Below are 19033 nucleotides of genomic sequence, written 5' to 3' on the forward strand. Positions count from 1 at the left end.
GAAATACGTTTTTTTATCGAATATGAATATAGAAGGGAGCTTTTAATAATGAAGCTTTTAAAGGAGAAAATTGAAAAAGAAGGACAAGTGCTTTCGGATGTTGTCTTGAAGGTGGATTCATTTTTGAATCATCAAATCGATCCGATGCTAATGAAGGAAATCGGAGAGGAATTTGCAAATCGCTTTTCCGATGAAGTGATCACGAAAGTATTGACGATTGAATCATCCGGGATTGCACCGGCAACATTTTTAGGTTTAACACTTGGAGCGCCGGTCGTATTTGCACGCAAACGTAAATCATTAACTTTAACAGACAATCTTTATACATCAAAGGTGCATTCATTTACGAAAAATGAAACGAATGAAATTTCTGTATCAAATAAATTTTTAACAGCGGATGATAATGTCGTTATTATCGATGACTTTTTAGCGAATGGAGAAGCATTGAAGGGCCTGATTGATATTGCGAATCAAGCAGGTGCCACTATTGTTGGTGCTGGTATTGTCATCGAAAAAGGCTTCCAGCAAGGCGGGGAAATTTTACGTGAGCAAGGGCTGCGCATTGAATCATTGGCAAATATTAAATCATTGGCAAACGGCAAAGTGAAATTTTACGATTAAAAAGTAAATTAATATATACAGTACAAAGCATGTAATTGACTCATCTAAGCACATATTGGAGGAAAACTTTCTTATGAATAACACAAAAGCGACAATGCTTGGTATTCAGCATTTATTGGCAATGTATGCAGGAGCGATTTTAGTACCGTTAATTATCGGTGGGGCATTAGGCTTTAGTTCGGCGCAAATGACGTATTTAGTAGCGATCGATATTTTCATGTGCGGTGTAGCGACACTGCTGCAAGTTTGGAAAGGGAAGGTAGTCGGAATTGGCTTACCTGTTGTATTAGGCTGTACATTCACGGCAGTAAGTCCTATTATCGCAATCGGCTCTGGCGGCAGTTTGGGCGATGTGTATGGAGCGATTATCGCATCAGGTATCATTATCGCATTAATCGGCGGTCTGTTCGGCAGATTAATTCCGTTTTTCCCGCCTGTTGTAACAGGCTCGGTCGTAACAATCATCGGGATCAGCTTAATTCCGGTAGCTATCAATAATATGGGCGGCGGTCAAGGGGCCGCTGATTTTGCATCAGGATCGAACATTGCTTTGGCGTTCATTACGTTAGTAGTCATTTTAGTCATCTACCGCTTCACAGTGGGCTTCATTCGTGCAATCGCGATTTTATTAGGGATGGTGACGGGAACGATTATCGGCATTTTCATGGGCAAAGTCGACTTCGCACCAGTAGCCGAAGCTTCTTGGCTGCATATTATGCAACCATTCTATTTAGCTACACCGACATTCAATGCTTCAGCGATTTTAACGATGACATTAGTCGCAATGGTTTCACTGGTCGAGTCCACAGGTGTTTACTATGCATTAAGTGATATTTGCAAAAAAGATTTAACTTCCAAAGATTTATCTAAAGGATACCGTGCAGAAGGGCTGGCATCGATCATCGGTGGTATTTTTAATGCTTTCCCGTATACGACATTCTCGCAAAACGTAGGCCTTATCCAAATGTCGGGCGTACGTGACCGCAAAGTGATCTTCATTACAGGCGGTATGCTCGTTGCACTTGGCTTCCTGCCGAAATTGGCAGCCATGACGACAATCATTCCAACACCAGTGCTTGGTGCCGCGATGCTGGCAATGTTCGGAATGGTCATTACACAAGGCATCCGCATGCTGGCACCGGAAATCGCTAAATCGATGGAAAATGCCATGGTTGCAGCTTTGGCAGTCGGTTTAGGTATCGGTGTCGCAACTGTCCCAGATGCATTTGCCAATATCACACAAGGCTTGCCATCATGGCTGGCGGAGGTGGTTGCCGTAATGACATCAAACGGGATTGTGGCAGGTGCGTTAACGGCCATTGTACTCAATATTTTATTTAACATGATCGGATTGACAAAAAGAGATCCGATGCATGTGGAGTCATAGGAAATTAAATATAAAGTTCTAATGAGTACCCCACATTCTCGTTAGAATTAGAACGTTGTCGCCTATTTTGACTATTAATTTAGTTGAGGTAGGCGATTTTTTTGCGTAGAAAAGTTTATAAACGTGATTTTGAAGAGGAAGCAGAAGTATCTAAGTTTACGTATGACCATTCGTATAGAGTATTTTTGAATGGGAAAAAGGCACTGAATGTTCGTAGACCGACAATAGTTTCACCAAAGGACTTGTGGTAAGATAATCTGAATAGTAATTAGAAACTGCCTCTTGAACATTCGGTAAAAGTAGTGAAAAAAACAAGTCCATCATGAGTTCTTCTTTTGACTCTTCAGCAGGCTGATAATAATCCGGTTCAGCATAAGTTAATATTGTTGGTATTAGAAGTAACAGTAAAAAAGAAGGTACTATAATTATTTTTTTCATTTTCACACCACCCTTTAATATTTATTTTGTTCAGAAAAGATTATCTTATCTCAAACAAATATTTCATTTTTATAATGGAAAAGTCTTCAACTAACAGGTGCTTTAGTGCATCAAGGATTTATAAATTATGAAAAATATGCCCAATAATGGTCCCAAATCGAAGCTTGGGAACTTTCGATTCAGCAGCTAAGACTCATACAAAGTCTTGGCCGCTTTTTACTTTAATTCGTTTACTAAACGTCGCAGGGTAGTTTAGGCAAGAACTTTTTTATTCTTTTAAAAAAGCAATGGCATGCCTTAAAAAAAGGAGGTGTTGTTATAAAAAAAGGGAAAATTAGTGTAATCAGCTTGATCTCACTATTGTTGGTAGTAGTGTCCTTATTTTTATATATACAGGTTTCTGGTAAGGAAAAAGAAGGTACGAATAGTGGTTCTCATTTATCCGAAGAGGAAAGAAATGAATTAAAGAGTTTGATGTGGCAGATAAGAAGTAACTTACATGGCGAAAATTATGGGTTTGTTTTAGACCATGCTGTTTTGCCTAACGGAAACATTGAAGTAATCGTGAAATTAGGAGTTAACGAGATTGATAAAAAGACCAAAGAAGATATACAGCAAATAGCAACTGACGTCATTAAACAAAATGATTTTGATTCTGATTTATTTCAATTTAACATAACAAGTTTTTATAAATCCGAAAAAGAAGGGAATCGTATTTCACAAAGGCTAAGTTACAATGATTTAATGGGAGACATCATGCTAAGTTTAAATGAATTAGGCTATGATGTTGTCGTACAGGGGGAAGTATCTTCAGACAAAAACGTTATAATATCATTAGTATTACCACACGATAAGTTCGATGAAAACACCAAAAAAGAAGTACAACAGTTTGCAACTGATATTATTAAAAAATATAATTTTGCAATTGAAATTTTCCAATTTAACATAAGAAGTTACTATAATTCTTAAGTACAACAAGAACTAATTACGTATACAAAACAAACTAAAATAACGTTCCCAAATGAAAGTTTGGACACGTAAGAAAAAGCGACAAACGCTGTTAAAACCGTGTTTGTCGCTTTTTTGGTGGAACATTGTTTATACAGGCTATTATGCATTTTTGATAAACTCCAGTAAAAGTAATGGTTTAGACGATTGCAAAGGATTGCTGCGTCATGATTGTCACTGAATAAAATCCTGCATATGCTATCGTTCTAATCCTCATTTTTCTGACGCTACCCCTATATAATCAAACTAAAAACCTTTAAATATAAGGTCTGTTTTTATTTTATTATACTATTTACCCTATATTCATACTTGAAAAGTGGTTTTTTCGGTGCGCTATGATTATAATTTTTAGTCCTTCACTAAGAAACGAGCCTGTCTGTTAATCTAATGAAAAATTTGTTAATCAAAGTCTTCTCCATTAAAAAATAATCTATTTTAAAAATATCGCACCTTCGTTTATATTCATATTTTAATATCTTTCAAGAACTTCAGGCGGATTGATGGATGTGATCGCTTCATCCTTTTCGTCGCGTTTAAATTCTGTGTACTGGCTGATTAATTCTTCGTCATAGGTAATTTTCAGCCTAGAATTTTTCGCAGGCAAGCTGGTAGAGGAATTGATGGTTTTTTGTGCTGCCCCCGATTCATACCTGCTGTTGCTGGACTTCCCTCGAACGGCGGTCAAAATAAGCCTTTTAGCCGATAAACCGCCATACAAATTAATATTTGAACCAACCCCGTACATGATCATGTCCTGTTTAGAGTAAAAGAAGCCTTTGATTGTACTAGGGGTATCCTGATCGACGGAAATATTGCTGATGGAAATATCTCCGGTAGCAAAAATGAAAATCGTACTGTTTGCATCGATTCCGTTTAATGTGCTGTCCGATATGGTGACATTCCCATCTACATATAAAATGGCATTGCTTTTCAAATTTGTTTTATAAATCTTCAAATCTCCGTTCACATAGTAAGTTCCAGAAAGTTTAATATCTTTGTTGCTGGAATTTGATGATGCATCAGTGTTAATGTTAAAATTCGCTTTGCTTAATATTTGATTGTAATTCCATTCCCAGCAAATAATAATTAGTACTTTACAAGAACCTCGAACACTTTCCTCTCCATGAATAAAAATAACATCTTTAGGGTCGTACTTTGAAGTTTCATGGGTAGTAGTATTGACCGTCAATCCATTATTGTAATTTTTTTTGTATTGTTTCGTCGTATATAAAGGAGTGATTTTTTCGGCGATTTCCACCTTATCCGGTTCAAGGTTTCTTGAGATAATTGATAATCCTTTTGTCGAGAACAGTTTATTTTGAATTTCCAGCGCGGTATTTGGCTGATTAGGGATATATTTTGTATAACGGCTTGTATTCAAATACTCTGTCCGGTTTTCGACTCGATTTTCTATATGCTTAAAGTAATCAATAGAGGTCCCGCTGTTTACTACATAAATATTTTTCCCGGATTCCTTCATAATAATTTTCGGGCTTACACTTTTTGAATCAGCCACCATTCTTAAAAAAGTGCTATCTTCCCAATTGGCGGTTTCAGTACCGTTGCTGCTTCGCGAAATCCAATGAGCTCTTTCGGAGAGAATCAAGTGGCCATCCGTTTTTATGTCCCCTTTAATTTCTATACCGCCATGCAAATAGAGATTGCCTTCTTCATTCGTCGAAATGGCGTATCGCAGCTGGTCGGGCACGGCATCTGTTCCAATAATGATTTTCGAGCGAGTAATATGCTCCTTTCCATTGACGTAGCCGATGCTTTTAAATGTGACAATTCGTTTGTAGGCATTTTTTTCGTCAGCTAGTCCATTAGTTAAAACAGGTTCTATCTTTTCGATGCAAACTTTCGTATAGCTGCTATTATTGCCTTGAATTTTATAGCCGATCGAATCAGAGAATGGCTGACCGGCAAGAGGGCATTGCAATGCCGGCTTTGACAAAATCCGCACCAGCTCTGTTTTGAATTTTTCTTTCCCGACTTTTATGGTAGGATGGCTAATTAAATCCGTCAGCTGCTTTTGAATATCATTGACGGCAAAATCAATCCCTTTGTCCGCCAAATCCTTCGACTGCACAATGTTTTCGCGTGTTTCATTTTTCTTTATTCCGTTTGTCGTCAATGTCAATAATGCGAATCCGAGAACAGTAAAAAGCATTAAAACTGCGACAGCCAGCAATAGGGCGGACCCAGTTTGATTTTTTAAATACTTGTGCATCTTTATACTCCTCTCTTTCGGGACTATTTCGATATAACAATAGGTTGTACTTCATTTTTAAACGTCATTTCTTTTGTTACCGTATTATTTCCGCGTTTTGTTGTGCTTGCTAAATTCAGCATTATTTCGTATACCGTAGTCTCTTCCGGATTTCCGTTGATTTTTGAAGTGGGGAGTATTTTTATTCCTTTATTTATAATTGCATATTCTTCATTCAGAATATGAATTTTTGTCGTCCCGTTTGTCGTTTTAAACCCAATGGGCTGCAAGGTTGGTCGGCAATAGCTGTCATTATTCAGCGGGTTTCCGTCTTTATCCAGAAACTTGCCATTTTCATCTCTCCTGCATTTTGATAAGTCATTTGTTACTTCTATATAGCTATTTCCGTCAGTGGTCGTAATATTGCGGATAATATGATCTTGCCGCGTTGAATAGAGCGTTTTAATGAACTTGCTGACGATAATATCAGCTTCGTCCCGCAAAACCGTTTCCTGGCCAATAATATTTGTGTTTTCCAATGCTTTTGTTGCAATGGAGAATAGCAAAAGAGAAACAATTGCCGTCAATACCATCGTTGCTAAAAGCTCCACTAATGTCAGGCCTTTTTGGTTCGTTATGTTTTTACTCAAGTGCAACAAATCCTTCCGAAGATCCTTTTGTTTTTCCGTCCGGGGCCGTTACGGTGACAACGACTTTGATCAGCTTCAAATCCTTCTCCGAGTAGGAAGCATTCGTAATCATTTGATTATTTTGAGAGGCATTATAGCTAACTTCATAATCTTTATCGTTCATCCTAATTAATGTGGGGGGCTTCTTTTTTGTACGATCGGATTGTGTTGTATCGATAAAATACTTATTCGGATCGGTGATGGTGCTGCTATAAGTGAAAGATTCGGCTTTCAATCGCACCAACATAGCGTCGGCCAAATTGACGGTTATTAGCTTTTCATTGTTTTTATGCGCAATCTTGTTTGACTGGATGAATAATTGCGAAAAACTGACGAGCACAATCCCGACGATGAGAATTGCCGCTACAACTTCTATTAGGGAGAAGCCGCGTTCTTGTTTTAGTAGTTTCATTACAAGAATCCCTCCTTAAAATTATCTGCAGTTCAATTCATGCATACCCGGTAATTAAGCCTCATTTTATAAATGGCAAACATGAAAGTATTGGAGATTTATTATTTAGTCCCATCTATGAAAGGCGATTTTGTTTGAACTCAAATAAAAAATTAATAAAACATATAGTCTAAAAGTCTTTTGCTGATTTTGCTAAATAATAATAAAAAGCATAAATATAGTAGAATTGAAATATTTTTTTTGGTTATGAAGGGATTTTTGATCTTCAAAGAGAGAAATCTGCCTGGTAATTGAACATTTAAGTTTACTATACCCACATTTTGAGGAAAGAAGAGTAATATGACTTGTATTTTTTATGGATAGCTTAAGTGGCTTCATGAAAATAAAGGGAATGATGCGGGGTGAGCATATGAAAGTAATTTTCAAATCGATTGTACTTTTATCATTGATGGCGGTGTTATTAGCAATTTGGGTGCCGCATTTTATTGCTGGACCGAAAGATTCGGCTAATATTGCCCCGAAAGGCTCCACAATAGGAGGGGTCGAGGTAGGGGATTTGAAAGGTGATGACTTAAAAGAGATGCTTACAAATGCTGTGAATGATTGGTATACGCATAATTTAACCGTATTAGGCGGGGAGGATTCCATTGAGGTCAGCTCTTCTACGTTCCGGTTTGATATCGAGGGCACGGTAAATACATACGAAGATAATTACCGTAAGCCATGGTACGCATTTTGGGCTAACAAGGCAACTGTTCATCTTCCATTAAATGTTCTGCCAAATGAAATCGTCAAAAACGAGATTAGTACCGTTTCGTCTTGGGATACGGATTTAACTTACGAAAAAGTACATCAAAATGCTTCCTATTTGAAAACCGAAGATGTGGAAGCGGTAGTTATCGATTTATCGATTTTGGAAACGGATCGTATTTCATTATCGGTGGAAGCGATTCCGGAAGGGGCAATGGGGGTTAATGAGCTCCTATTCGCATTGAATGATACGGTAATTGAGCCGCAAATGCCGTTTTCGATGATTGAAAAGCTAGGCGATGCGATTAATCTGGCGAATCGTGAGGCAATCAATTTTATCGCTTCGAATATTTATAATGCAGCAATTCAAATAAATGGCGAAATTTTAGAGCGTCATTCACAAAATAAAATTCCTTCCTATTTAAAGCCGGGTTTAGAGGCTAAAGTGGACCCTTTAGCAAATGAAGATTTAAAGTTTGCAAATACCTTATCAACGCCTGTTTTGCTGAAGCTTTCAATGGAGGATGGAAAATTGCTGACAGAAGTATATGCACCAGCAAAGGAAACTGAAGTATCTGTAACGGTATCGCATGATGAAGAAATTCAACCGCGTACAATTACACGTTTTTCAAAGGACTTGGCAATTGGACAATCAGAGCAATTACAACAAGGGCTGGAAGGGCTGCGTGTTTCTGTATATCGAACAGTCTATGAAGAGCAAAAGTTAGTAAGCCGTGATTATTATCCGCCTGTGAACCGGGTGCTTGTAAAATCTTCACGACAACCCGAACCGCAAATCACACCAGATGATATGAACAATGATCCCGATTATCAAATTGATCTAGATGGTGACGGTTTCCCGGATGGCGATCTGAATAATGAAAATTTGCAGAATGGTGATGGTGGTTCGCAAAATTCTGGCTCAAGCTCAACGAATAATAGTTCGCAAAATTCAGAATCAGGTTCAGCAAATAATGGTTCTCAAAATTCTGATTCAGGCTCAGCAACTAATGATCCGGAAAGTGAAGATGGGGAGGAAGAGGAAAATCTCCCGCCTGGCAGTTATTACGATAAAGGCGGGAATTTAATAACTCCATAGCAAAGGGGAGAAAAAAATGAAAGCGATGTCCAGGAAACGCTTAGGGGATTTACTGCTTGAAGCAGGAGTAATCAATGAACAGCAACTGAATTACGCTTTGGAAAACAAAAGCCGGGATGAAAAATTAGGCGACTTTCTCATCAAGGAAAATGTGCTGACAGAACAGCAGTTAATCGAAGTATTAGAATTCCAGCTAGGTATCCCGCATATTACGCTAAGCAAATATGCCATCGAACCTGAACTGTTGCAGCTCGTGCCAAGGGAGCTTGCGAAGCGTACGAATATTATGCCGGTGCGTCGCGATAAAAATAAGCTGTTAATTGCGATGTCAGATCCTATGGACTATTTTGCCATAGAAGAAGTTCGCATGGCGACAGGCTGTCAAATCGAAACAAGTATTGCAGCGAAGGACGATTTATATCGAACAATCACAAAATACTATGATTTGCAAGCTTCTATGGACGCGGCATTGTCCGAAGCATCTGTAAATACAACAGAAGTTGAACAGGAAATTACCGATGAAGACTCGGCTATTGTCCGCCTGGTTAATCAGATTATTGCCAATGGTGTAGCCCAGCGAGCATCTGATATTCACTTTGACCCACAAGAGACCGAATATAAAGTGCGTTATCGTGTAGATGGCGTGTTGCGGACAGAGCGTTCCTTGCCGAAGCATATGCAAAATATGATGACTGCCCGTGTAAAAATTATGGGAGGTTTAAACATTACAGAAAACCGGATTCCGCAGGATGGCCGTATTAAAGTCAATATTGATTTTAGAAGCATCGATATTCGTCTTGCTACATTGCCTACTGTATATGGTGAAAAAATCGTTATGCGTATTTTAGATATAAACAATGCCGCAACAGATATTTCTAAGCTTGGCTTCACGGAAAAAAACGCAGCATTGTTCAAAAAGTTGATTGCTGCTCCTAATGGCATCGTCTTAATAACAGGTCCAACTGGTTCTGGTAAATCTTCGACATTATATGCAGCACTTACAAACTTAAATAATGAAGGCGTCAATATTATTACGGTTGAAGACCCGGTCGAATACCAGCTGAATGGTGTGAATCAAATTCAAGTGAGGGAAGAAGTAGGATTAACGTTTGCCGCTGGTTTGCGTTCCATTTTACGCCAGGATCCGGACATTATTATGATTGGGGAAATCCGGGATTTGGAAACAGCGCAAATTGCGATTCGCGCCTCGCTTACTGGACATCTTGTTTTGAGTACATTGCATACGAACAGTGCGGTGGAATCGGTTTCGCGCCTGCAGGATATGGGAATTGAGCCGTTTTTAATCTCATCTTCGCTCGTTGGCATCATGGCCCAGCGTCTCGTCCGCAAAGTATGCCGGGACTGTGGTATAGAAATGGAACCAACTGTCCGCGAAAAGGAAATTTTCACTGCTAACCGGTTAGTCGTTGAAAAAGTGCGGAAAGGGCGTGGTTGCCCGGCATGTGCAAACACCGGATACCGGGGGCGACTTGCTATTCATGAATTACTGCCTGTTGACAGGGAACTGAAGGAATTAATTTTAAATAGGGCGAGCAGCAACGAAATTAGCGATTATATGCATGAGGCAGGATACAATACATTATTGCAGGATGGATTACTGAAAGTTTTGGAGGGTGTCACGACGACGGAGGAAGTCCTGCGCGTGGCGATGATTGATTAGGAGGGAGCATGATATGGTGATATTGAAAATTCAGGATTTATTGCGGCATGCGTATGATGAGAAGGCTTCGGATTTACATGTAACAATCGGCATTCCTCCTGTTTACCGCGTGAATGGTCAATTGAAGCAGTATGGCGATGTCATCGTTACTTCGGAAATGGTCCATCAAATGATCCAAGCAATTTTGCCGACATATAAAGTGACGGAATTTGAAGATAAGGGCGAAACCGACTTCAACTATTCGTTGGAGGGGCTTTGTCGATTCCGTGTAAACGCTTATCATCAACGGAATGCTGAAGCGATTGCCGCCCGTTTAATCCCAAGCAAAATCCCAACAATCGAATCATTGAATATGCCAAAAGTGCTGTATGATTTAGCGGAAAAACCCCAAGGGCTTATTTTGGTGACAGGTCCTACAGGCTCGGGGAAATCGACAACATTAGCGGCGATGATTGACTATATTAACGAAACAAAATCAAAGCACATTATTACACTTGAGGACCCGATTGAGTATTTGCATTCCCATAAAAAATCAATCATTAATCAGCGGGAAATTGGTGTAGATACAGGTTCATTCGCAAATGGGCTGCGCGCCTCGCTACGTCAGGATCCCGACATTATTTTAGTTGGGGAAATGCGTGATTTAGAGACGATCTCAACAGCGATCACCGCAGCGGAAACAGGTCACTTAGTATTTGGGACATTGCATACATCAAGTGCCCCAACGACTATTGACCGCATTATCGACGTTTTTCCTCCATATCAGCAAGGGCAAATCCGTATACAGCTGGCAAACGTATTGCAAGGAATTATTTCACAGCGGCTGTTTATCCGCAAAGATAAAGCAGGCCGAATTGCAGCAACTGAAATTTTAGTAAGTGTTCCGGCGGTGTCTAATTTAATTCGCAACGAAAAAATCCATCAAATTCCCAGTATCATGCAAACGAGCAGAGCACTTGGAATGCATACACTGGAAACATCGATCCAAGCACTGATTTCTTCAGGAAAAGTCTCATTAGAGGAAGCACGTCCATATATGAACGTAGGTGATTATAATTGACGGTATTTAAATATGTAGGGCGAACGAAGATGGGAGTCACTCAAAAGGGAATAATAGATGCGACAAATAAGGCAGCAGCGATTATAAAACTTCGAGAAAAAGGGATCAATCCACGCGAAATTGAAGAATCGAAAAGCTTATTGCATCGAGATATTAGCTTCGGCAGCAAAAAAGTTAAAGCTCAGGATTTCGTTATTTATTGCCGTCAGTTTGCCACATTAATCCGTGCTGGTGTTTCGCTTGTGGAGGCGACGAGTATTTTAGCTAAACAGGCGACAAGCAAGCCATTAAAGAGGGCTTTAGAAAAAGTGGAGGAGGATATTCGGACAGGCGTGCCTTTTTCAGATGCGGTAAGAAAGCATCCGAAAGTATTTCCGGAGCTGTTCGTCAATATGATGAGATCCGGTGAAGCAACCGGGAACATTGACGAGACATTGGAGCGTTTAGCAAACTCGTATGAAAAGTCGTTTCGATTAATCAAAAAAGTCCAATCCACATTAACATATCCCGCGATGCTGCTAGTCTTAATTGTAATCGTTGTGTTTTTCATGCTGATTTTCATCGTCCCTACATTTGTAGAGTCGTTTGAACAAATGGATGCTGAACTCCCCGCCATTACTGTTATAACAGTAGCATTAGGCGAGTGGCTACGACAATATTGGTGGCTGCCGATCAGTGCTGTCGCAATTGCTGTTGCTGTATTTCAATATTTTTATAGAAATAACGAGCGGTTTTATTACACCATACATTATATGCTTCTGAAGCTGCCAATATTCGGCCCGCTTTTACAGAAAACAGCGATTGCAAGACTAACCCGCAATCTATCATCGTTATTTAGCAGCGCAGTGCCCATTTTACAAGCATTGACGATTTCCGAAAAAGTTTCCGGAAATCCAGTAGTGGGAAAAGTCATATTAGATGCCCGGGCAAGCCTGGAAAAGGGGAGTACATTAACAGATCCCCTTGAGCAAAGCTGGATTTTCCCTCCTATGGTGACAAGCATGACGAGAATTGGAGAATCTACCGGTTCGCTTGATTATATGCTTGAGAAAATTGCCGACTTTTATGAAGAGGAAGTCGACCGGTCTGTAGACACATTAAAATCCCTTATCGAGCCGTTGATGATAGTTCTGCTGGCAGGGGCAGTAGGCATTATCGTGGCAGCCATCTTCCTGCCGATGTTTAGTCTTTACGAGAATATGTAAACGAAAAAGGAAAGGGAAAAGGAAAAGGCGTTTTGCAAGGGGGCATCAAAGCAAGACAAAGCGTCAGTGCAAAAAAAGCAACATATAAAATACAATCTAAAGGAGGTTTTTAATATGTTTGAACTTTTAAAGAAGCGTATTAAAAATGAAAAAGGTCTATCTTTAGTGGAGCTTTTAGCGGTAATTGTTATTTTAGGTATTGTAGCAGCAATTGCAGTTCCGGCAATTGGAAATATTATTGAGAATTCACGTTATAATGCGGTGAAGGCAGATGCTATTAATGTAATTAATGCTGCTAACTTGTATTATACTGATGCTCCAAAAGATGCTACTGCTTCAGTGACTGTAAAACAATTAATGGATAATGATTATTTAGATTCAAGAGGTAAAATACCTGAGGATGCAACTGTGAGCCGAGACAACCCCCGAGCTTTAACAACGAAAGGAATAACTTATACAGGTTCAAAAAATGTAACTTTTAGTGGAGCGACAGTAGATTCTATCAATGCAGATGATAGAAAAGGTAGCGGAGATGGTGGTTATACTATTACAGGAACACCAACAGGAGGCTAGTATCATCCCTCAAAGAACACCCAAACCTTTTGATTGGGTGTTCCATTGGGCGATGATTTCGCTGTTGAAATGGCGAGCTCGGAATATAAAAGACAAGTATAAAAAGAGGAGGGTCCCTCTATGTTCAGCATGAAAAGAAAGTCGCATGTTTCGGTCATTTTTGATGACTATGTATTGCGTGCGCTCGTTTCAAAAGGGCAAAAGCTCGATCAACCATTAATCTATGAAATGCCGCTCCCTTCAAATGTCGTGCAGGAAGGTGTGATTGTTGATGAGATGGCGATGTTTAAATTGATTAAAACTAATGTGGCGAACTGGGGAGGGAGAAGGCAAAATGTGCGGTTTTTAGTACCGGATACATCCGTGTTATTGAAAACATTTGAGCACCCTGTTGATGTAAGTGGAAAAAAGCTTAAGGAATTTGTACAGATGGAGCTTGGACAGTCTATTCATTTACCGTTTCAGGAACCCCTTATTGATGTATATGATCCAATAGAGGAGGACGGTAAGGCAGTGCTTTTTGCTGCACCCCCGGAAGAAGTAGGAAAATGGGTTGGCTTAGTGTTGGACAATCATTTACATCCACAAGTTGCCGATATTCGGGCATTATGCAATTTACGGTTTCTTGAACATATTCAGTTTGTCGATCGAAATCGTACATTTTTAGTGACGGACTGGTCGATTAATGAATTGTCTATTTGCATTTATTCGAAAGGGAATGTGGAATTTTTGCGTTTTCAGGCAATTGATACGGATCTTGCAAAGTGGCAGCAAGACATGCTTGAAAGTGGTGAAGTGCAATTTAACTACACAGCAGATTTAAATGATTTCCGTGCATCGGCCACAGATCAAATTCTTGAAATTGACCGTATGATGAGTTTTTTTAAATTCTCGCTCCATAAAGGAGAAAAGGCTGTTGATGAAATAATTGTGATGGGTGACCATCCATTACTTAGCACAATCGAAATACTTTTAATCGATAATTTATCGACGCCTATTCGCATTGTGGATGATGTGATTGTGGAAAAGCACTTTCCGAATTGCAAAGCAAAGCATGCAACATTGTTGGGGCTCGCTTTAAAGGAGGTTAACGAATGATTCCGGATATTAACCTGATGCCCAAAATCGCAAAGGTCGAAACAAGCCTAAAGTTCGCATTTATTTTAGTCGGAATTTTATCATTAATAACAATCGGAATTTTAGCCTGGATGTTTTACAGTGCAAAAAATGAAATAGCGAGCGCAACACCGGAACGCAATTCATTAATTACCGCGCACGACCAATTGCAAGCGGAAATGGCATCATATGAATCGCTGAATCAAGGCTCTTTAGAGGAGTCGGTCGTTTTCGTTGAACGAATTTCATATCCGGTTACCCCCCTTATTAGTGAAACACAAAACCTATTGCCCCCGAATACATATTTACGTTCCTATGTATTTTCCGAAACAGGGGTACAGGTGGCAGCCGATTTTGAAACATTAAACGCGATTTCCACTTATGTAAACAATCTCGAAAATAGCTTATATTTTATTGATGTTCAAGTTGGAACGATTCTTAACTTTGAAATAGACCCTTCTGGCGAAGAGAAAATTGAAAATCAGCAATTTACTGAGCTGCCCCGCTATAATGTGGAAATTCATCTCATCATTGATCATGCATACGCAGTAGCTGGAGGTGCACAGGAATGAATTCCATCTCGAGCAATAAAAATACAACATTATTAGTCGTCATTGCTTTAGCGATGGCATTGTTATTTGCACTCTATTATTTTGCCGTAAAGCCAAAGCAGGACGACGCACAAGCGATTCGTACGGAAATAAACTATTTGGAAACAGAGATTGCAACATTGGAGCAAAATCTTGGAGATATACAGTCACAGAAATCCCAGACAAGCGAGAATGGATTTTCATTGCACAAAAAAGTACCGGATAACCGTGCGATTGACTCGCTTATTCTGACGTTTGAGGAAATTGAGTATGTGTCAAACTCTCTTGTTCAAAGTATTGAGTTTAATAATTATGACATTCTCGTATCGGAATCGGGCTTACAAGATCCAACAGCGGATGCTGAAACGGAGGAAGAGCAAGCGATAGCTGATGTGGGGAATGAAACAACAGAAACAACAGAAACAACAGAAACAACAGAAACAACAGAAACAACAGAAACAACAGAAACAACAGAAACAACACAAACAATAGAAACCACAGAGACAACGGAAACCGCAGAAACCACAGAAACCACAGAAGAAATAGAGGAAAGTGCGGAAACGACAGAATTGCCTGTTTCAACAATTGCTGTGGAAACATTGCCACCATCATTAAAATTAGTTACATTTAATGTAAGTGTTGTTTCGCCAAATGATGTGAATTTGCTGCAATTTATTAAGGAAATCGAAAATGCTGAACGTGTTATGCACATCGATATGATTGATTTTTCTCTTCCTGGAGAAGAGGATATGTTCGCTGAAGATGGAACGGATGTTGTTACCGCAGATATCCAAATTACGACATTTTACTATGAACAATAAGGGCGGTACAAGTAAGGAGTGTATGCAATGGCAATTATGTACACAATTTTTGCAGGGATTCTAGGATTGGTTTTCGGTTCATTCTACAATGTAGTAGGGTTGCGTGTGCCGAAAAAGGAATCCATTGTGGCACCGCCATCCCATTGTATAAGCTGTAATCGACGTTTGCATGCACTTGAACTTGTGCCTGTTTTTTCGTATTTATTTTTGCGCGGAAAATGTCGGACATGCGGGGCGAAAGTGTCTCCGATTTATGCATTTACAGAGCTCGTAACAGGGCTGTTATTTGCTTTTGCCACATGGCAGCTTGGACTGACGGCGGAATTAATGGTTGCGCTTCTTTTTGTTTCATTATTGGTCATTATTAATGTTTCAGATATTGCCTATATGCTAATTCCGGATAAAATTTTATTATTTTTTCTGCCGTTATTAATAATTGGAAGAATCCTTTCGCCATTGGAGCCGTGGTGGGATAGTATTATTGGGGCTGGGCTTGGATTTTCGCTTTTATTATTAATCGCGATTATTTCAAAAGGTGGCATGGGCGGCGGGGATATTAAGCTATTTTTATTGATTGGTCTCGTTTTAGGAACTTTCAATACATTGTTAACATTATTTTTAGCATCGATTATTGGGATGATTGCAGGGTTAATCATGTTGAAAATTCGCCGACAAGGGCGTAAAACCCCAATCCCGTTCGGACCATCCATCGCCATCGCCTCGCTGATCGTATACTTTTACGGAGAGCAAATAATCAGTATTTATTTAAATTTCCTTCAATAATCCGCGTAAAAGGGGTGTCCTGAAATTGCTTCAGGCACCCTTTATGCAATATAGAGAATTGAATTTAATAGTCTTTCGCAATTTGCTCAAATGGATGATTTGTCAGCAGCTCCTTTGTCGCCATTTCCACGGCCTTTTCTTCTGAATTTGCTAAAACTAATATGCGGTATTCATCAAAATCTTTATAATAGGCATCCGCTTCGATAAATTCAGAATCCTCATGTCGTCCGCTTTCCGGAATTGCCACAACAATCTCATAGCCGTCTTTTATGAATTGGATTTTTTTCATAAAAAAACACAACCTCCTTGTTTTTAGTTTATTACCTTAAAAGAACAAGTTACTAAACATTTGGAAGGTTGTGTCATATTTCTTTTATTTATTCAGCATTTGGATAAATCATCGTTTTCGGATCTACGTAGCGGTCAAATTCTTCTTCTGTTAAAAGACCCGTCGCAATGGCGGCTTCTTTCAATGTTGTGCCTTCTTTATGTGCCGTTTTTGCGATTTTTGCCGCGTTTTCATAGCCGATATACGGGTTTAGTGCAGTAACGAGCATCAATGAATTTTTCAGGTTTGCTTCTAACACTTCCATATTCGGTTCGATACCGATTGCACAATTGTCATTGAATGATTTCATCGAATCGGCCAAAAGACGTGCTGATTGAAGGAAGTTATAAATGATTACCGGCTTGAATACATTCAGTTCGAAGTTCCCCTGTGATGCTGCGAAGGCAATTGTAGCGTCATTGCCGACAACTTGCGTTACGACCATTGTCATCGCTTCACTTTGGGTAGGGTTTACTTTCCCCGGCATAATCGATGAACCAGGCTCATTTTCCGGAATCGTAATTTCGCCGATACCGGACCGCGGACCGCTTGCAAGCCAGCGAACATCATTGGCGATCTTCATTAAATCAGCGGCTAATGCCTTTAGTGCACCGTGTGCTGTAACGATTTCATCATGACTTGTGAGCGCATGGAATTTGTTTTCGGCAGATGTAAATTCAATGCCGGTCAGGTTGCTGATTTCCTTGGCTGTGCGGGCACCGAATTCCGGATGTGCATTAATGCCTGTGCCGACAGCTGTCCCGCCGATGGCAAGCTCCTTCATGAACTGCGTATTTACCATAATCATTTTTTCGCATTTCAGGAGCATATGGTGCCAGCCGCCAATTTCCTGCCCAAGAGTAAGCGGTGTCGCATCCTGCAAATGGGTACGACCGATTTTAATAATATCGTTAAATGCTATTGCCTTTTCTTTCAGTGTCGCCTGTAAAAGCTTCAAACGCGGCATTAAATAATTTTCGACGATTTCCACTGCAGCAATATGAAGAGCAGTCGGGAAAGTGTCATTCGAGCTTTGAGATTTGTTGACATCATCGTTTGGATGTACTTTCTCTTCTGAGTCGCTTGCAGCTAATTTCTCATTTGCCAAGTAGGCAATTGTTTCGTTTACATTCATATTTGTCTGTGTACCGCTGCCTGTTTGCCAAACGACAAGTGGGAAGTGGTCATCCCATTTGCCTGCAAGAATTTCATCGGCTGCCTCGACAATCGCGTTTGTTTTCGTATGAGACAGTTTGCCTAATTTATTATTTGCGATTGCGGCTGCCTTTTTTAAAATCGTCATGGCACGAATAATTTCAATCGGCATTTTTTCCGTGCCGATTTGGAAATTTTCTTTGCTGCGCTGTGTTTGGGCACCCCATATTTTATCCGCAGGTACGCGAATTTCTCCTAAAGTGTCCTTTTCAATGCGGTATTCCAATTAAACCAACTCCTTTTATATATGTATACCCAATTTTACGATGAAAAAATGGCAAATCGTGTGAGGGGATTTGCCATTCTTCCAGGAGAAAAGATAAAGTTCATCATCTTTTCGAAATATGAGAAAAGTAATTAATGAGTTTCGAATCTGAACTGGGGGGAACAGTATCGAAAGTATGTTAACAACTAACATGTCTGCCTTACAATGATAATGATAATCTTTATCAATTGAGAAGTCAATAGTTTAGTCGAAAAATTTTTAGAAAATATAATTAACTTCGGAAGTGGGGAGGAAGCATAAACTATATCACATTAAAATTAAACAACGTCCAAAGCATCGAATCTTGTACGATGCCCTAGACGTTGCTAAAATCGGCGTTCACTTAGGAAGTCATCCCCTTATTGTCATTAAGTAATTTTTACGTAAAAGTCCCGGCCGTTCGTCAATTCCAAAATTTCGATCCCTTTTTCACGCTTATAATAGTCTGAAATAATATTTGCTAATCCTGCATAGCCATTTAATAATGTACCGGATTTCATTTCTTTTGCGATATTATGAAATTCAAAGTAGGCTAATGTGTCTTCATTCATGCCATTTAAAATATTTTCTATATCTGCAAGCGGTATTTGAATTCCTCGTGTATATCGGCATTCGCGCTTATACGTATGATGCTGAATGTTTACTGGTGTTGTTTCTTTGATCATCGTCATTTGATCCATAGTTTATCCCCCTTAGGCTTCAAGAAATACAATTCTATAATTTATTATACCAAAAAATAAAGTTTATTAATCTGAAAATTGACTGAATTTAGAAAAATTAAAG

The 19033-nt window shown here is 39.4% G+C and carries 19 protein-coding genes; 12 read left to right on the forward strand and 7 right to left on the reverse strand.

What is annotated here, in order from left to right:
- The first annotated feature begins 48 nt into the window (after window positions 1-48).
- Window positions 49-621, forward strand: coding sequence for a xanthine phosphoribosyltransferase (locus ACTHOQ_RS13355; protein WP_440496645.1), 573 nt, complete (start codon window positions 49-51; stop codon window positions 619-621).
- A 73-nt stretch (window positions 622-694) separates the two neighbouring features.
- Entirely contained in the window at window positions 695-2008 is a 1314-nt protein-coding gene (locus tag ACTHOQ_RS13360; protein WP_440496646.1) for a nucleobase:cation symporter-2 family protein, read from the forward strand.
- A gap of 156 nt (window positions 2009-2164) precedes the next feature.
- Here the strand turns inward: ACTHOQ_RS13360 and ACTHOQ_RS13365 are convergent, their stop codons facing one another.
- Window positions 2165-2446: a hypothetical protein gene (locus tag ACTHOQ_RS13365; RefSeq protein ID WP_440496647.1), complete on the reverse strand. Its 282-nt coding sequence runs from the start codon at window positions 2444-2446 to the stop codon at window positions 2165-2167.
- A 360-nt stretch (window positions 2447-2806) separates the two neighbouring features.
- On the opposite strand from ACTHOQ_RS13365, the gene ACTHOQ_RS13370 reads away from it, so the two are divergent.
- Window positions 2807-3415 carry a hypothetical protein gene (locus ACTHOQ_RS13370; RefSeq protein ID WP_440496648.1) on the forward strand — a complete coding sequence of 203 codons (609 nt, stop codon included), beginning with the start codon at window positions 2807-2809 and terminating at the stop codon, window positions 3413-3415.
- A gap of 508 nt (window positions 3416-3923) precedes the next feature.
- On the opposite strand, the gene ACTHOQ_RS13375 is transcribed toward ACTHOQ_RS13370, so the two are convergent.
- The 3 genes from ACTHOQ_RS13375 to ACTHOQ_RS13385 are packed head-to-tail and all read right to left on the reverse strand — an operon-like array spanning window position 3924 to window position 6764.
- The gene (locus tag ACTHOQ_RS13375) at window positions 3924-5684 is read right to left on the reverse strand and encodes a hypothetical protein (protein WP_440496649.1); all 1761 of its coding nucleotides are present in this window, start codon (window positions 5682-5684) and stop codon (window positions 3924-3926) included.
- A gap of 23 nt (window positions 5685-5707) precedes the next feature.
- Window positions 5708-6313 (reverse strand): PulJ/GspJ family protein, encoded by a 606-nt coding sequence (locus ACTHOQ_RS13380; protein WP_440496650.1) that lies wholly within the window; start codon window positions 6311-6313, stop codon window positions 5708-5710.
- Entirely contained in the window at window positions 6306-6764 is a 459-nt protein-coding gene (locus ACTHOQ_RS13385) for a prepilin-type N-terminal cleavage/methylation domain-containing protein (RefSeq protein WP_440496651.1), read from the reverse strand. Before ACTHOQ_RS13385 ends, ACTHOQ_RS13380 begins: the two co-directional genes overlap by 8 nt.
- A 409-nt stretch (window positions 6765-7173) precedes the next feature.
- Here ACTHOQ_RS13385 and ACTHOQ_RS13390 point away from each other — a divergent pair, with 409 nt between their 5' ends.
- The 9 genes from ACTHOQ_RS13390 (at window position 7174) to ACTHOQ_RS13430 (ending at window position 16442) form a co-directional block, all read left to right on the forward strand.
- Window positions 7174-8613: a VanW family protein gene (locus tag ACTHOQ_RS13390; RefSeq protein ID WP_440496652.1), complete on the forward strand. Its 1440-nt coding sequence runs from the start codon at window positions 7174-7176 to the stop codon at window positions 8611-8613.
- A 16-nt stretch (window positions 8614-8629) separates the two neighbouring features.
- Window positions 8630-10294, forward strand: a complete 1665-nt coding sequence (locus ACTHOQ_RS13395) for a GspE/PulE family protein (protein WP_440496653.1) — start codon at window positions 8630-8632, stop codon at window positions 10292-10294.
- Between the two features lie 13 nt (window positions 10295-10307).
- Complete coding sequence (locus ACTHOQ_RS13400; RefSeq protein ID WP_440496654.1) at window positions 10308-11354, forward strand: type IV pilus twitching motility protein PilT; 1047 nt, start codon at window positions 10308-10310, stop codon at window positions 11352-11354.
- The gene (locus ACTHOQ_RS13405; RefSeq protein ID WP_440496655.1) at window positions 11351-12559 is read left to right on the forward strand and encodes a type II secretion system F family protein; all 1209 of its coding nucleotides are present in this window, start codon (window positions 11351-11353) and stop codon (window positions 12557-12559) included. Before ACTHOQ_RS13400 ends, ACTHOQ_RS13405 begins: the two co-directional genes overlap by 4 nt.
- 114 nt (window positions 12560-12673) lie before the next feature.
- Window positions 12674-13132, forward strand: coding sequence for a type II secretion system protein (locus ACTHOQ_RS13410; protein ID WP_440496656.1), 459 nt, complete (start codon window positions 12674-12676; stop codon window positions 13130-13132).
- Window positions 13133-13252: 120 nt separating this feature from the next.
- A complete protein-coding gene (gene pilM, locus ACTHOQ_RS13415; protein WP_440496657.1) occupies window positions 13253-14230 on the forward strand; it encodes a type IV pilus biogenesis protein PilM in 978 nt (325 codons plus the stop codon).
- Entirely contained in the window at window positions 14227-14820 is a 594-nt protein-coding gene (locus tag ACTHOQ_RS13420; RefSeq protein WP_440496658.1) for a PilN domain-containing protein, read from the forward strand. Before pilM ends, ACTHOQ_RS13420 begins: the two co-directional genes overlap by 4 nt.
- Window positions 14817-15659, forward strand: a complete 843-nt coding sequence (locus tag ACTHOQ_RS13425; protein ID WP_440496659.1) for a potassium transporter — start codon at window positions 14817-14819, stop codon at window positions 15657-15659. The genes ACTHOQ_RS13420 and ACTHOQ_RS13425 overlap by 4 nt, the downstream gene beginning before the upstream one ends.
- Window positions 15660-15686: 27 nt before the next feature.
- Entirely contained in the window at window positions 15687-16442 is a 756-nt protein-coding gene (locus ACTHOQ_RS13430) for a prepilin peptidase (protein ID WP_440496660.1), read from the forward strand.
- A 64-nt stretch (window positions 16443-16506) separates the two neighbouring features.
- On the opposite strand, the gene ACTHOQ_RS13435 is transcribed toward ACTHOQ_RS13430, so the two are convergent.
- The 3 genes from ACTHOQ_RS13435 to ACTHOQ_RS13445 all read right to left on the reverse strand — a co-directional run bounded on the left by ACTHOQ_RS13435 (window position 16507) and on the right by ACTHOQ_RS13445 (window position 18930).
- The gene (locus ACTHOQ_RS13435) at window positions 16507-16731 is read right to left on the reverse strand and encodes a hypothetical protein (RefSeq protein ID WP_440496661.1); all 225 of its coding nucleotides are present in this window, start codon (window positions 16729-16731) and stop codon (window positions 16507-16509) included.
- 88 nt (window positions 16732-16819) lie between these two features.
- Window positions 16820-18211, reverse strand: a complete 1392-nt coding sequence (fumC, locus tag ACTHOQ_RS13440; protein ID WP_440496662.1) for a class II fumarate hydratase — start codon at window positions 18209-18211, stop codon at window positions 16820-16822.
- A gap of 407 nt (window positions 18212-18618) precedes the next feature.
- A complete protein-coding gene (locus ACTHOQ_RS13445) occupies window positions 18619-18930 on the reverse strand; it encodes a hypothetical protein (protein ID WP_440496663.1) in 312 nt (103 codons plus the stop codon).
- Window positions 18931-19033: the final 103 nt, after the last annotated feature.

It is taken from the genome of Solibacillus silvestris (assembly GCF_051967575.1).
Classification (GTDB): Bacteria; Bacillota; Bacilli; order Bacillales_A; family Planococcaceae; genus Solibacillus; species Solibacillus silvestris_B.

Excerpts from the sequence above, each read along its gene's own strand:
- pilM (WP_440496657.1), top strand. The coding sequence starts at position 13,253 with ATGTTCAGCATGAAAAGAAAGTCGCATGTTTCGGTCATTTTTGATGAC.
- ACTHOQ_RS13365 (WP_440496647.1), bottom strand. The coding sequence starts at position 2,446 with ATGAAAAAAATAATTATAGTACCTTCTTTTTTACTGTTACTTCTAATA.
- ACTHOQ_RS13395 (WP_440496653.1), top strand. The coding sequence starts at position 8,630 with ATGAAAGCGATGTCCAGGAAACGCTTAGGGGATTTACTGCTTGAAGCA.
- ACTHOQ_RS13355 (WP_440496645.1), top strand. The coding sequence starts at position 49 with ATGAAGCTTTTAAAGGAGAAAATTGAAAAAGAAGGACAAGTGCTTTCG.
- ACTHOQ_RS13385 (WP_440496651.1), bottom strand. The coding sequence starts at position 6,764 with ATGAAACTACTAAAACAAGAACGCGGCTTCTCCCTAATAGAAGTTGTA.
- ACTHOQ_RS13435 (WP_440496661.1), bottom strand. The coding sequence starts at position 16,731 with ATGAAAAAAATCCAATTCATAAAAGACGGCTATGAGATTGTTGTGGCA.
- ACTHOQ_RS13425 (WP_440496659.1), top strand. The coding sequence starts at position 14,817 with ATGAATTCCATCTCGAGCAATAAAAATACAACATTATTAGTCGTCATT.
- ACTHOQ_RS13420 (WP_440496658.1), top strand. The coding sequence starts at position 14,227 with ATGATTCCGGATATTAACCTGATGCCCAAAATCGCAAAGGTCGAAACA.
- ACTHOQ_RS13375 (WP_440496649.1), bottom strand. The coding sequence starts at position 5,684 with ATGCACAAGTATTTAAAAAATCAAACTGGGTCCGCCCTATTGCTGGCT.
- ACTHOQ_RS13360 (WP_440496646.1), top strand. The coding sequence starts at position 695 with ATGAATAACACAAAAGCGACAATGCTTGGTATTCAGCATTTATTGGCA.
- ACTHOQ_RS13400 (WP_440496654.1), top strand. The coding sequence starts at position 10,308 with ATGGTGATATTGAAAATTCAGGATTTATTGCGGCATGCGTATGATGAG.
- ACTHOQ_RS13390 (WP_440496652.1), top strand. The coding sequence starts at position 7,174 with ATGAAAGTAATTTTCAAATCGATTGTACTTTTATCATTGATGGCGGTG.
- ACTHOQ_RS13430 (WP_440496660.1), top strand. The coding sequence starts at position 15,687 with ATGGCAATTATGTACACAATTTTTGCAGGGATTCTAGGATTGGTTTTC.
- ACTHOQ_RS13410 (WP_440496656.1), top strand. The coding sequence starts at position 12,674 with ATGTTTGAACTTTTAAAGAAGCGTATTAAAAATGAAAAAGGTCTATCT.
- ACTHOQ_RS13445 (WP_440496663.1), bottom strand. The coding sequence starts at position 18,930 with ATGGATCAAATGACGATGATCAAAGAAACAACACCAGTAAACATTCAG.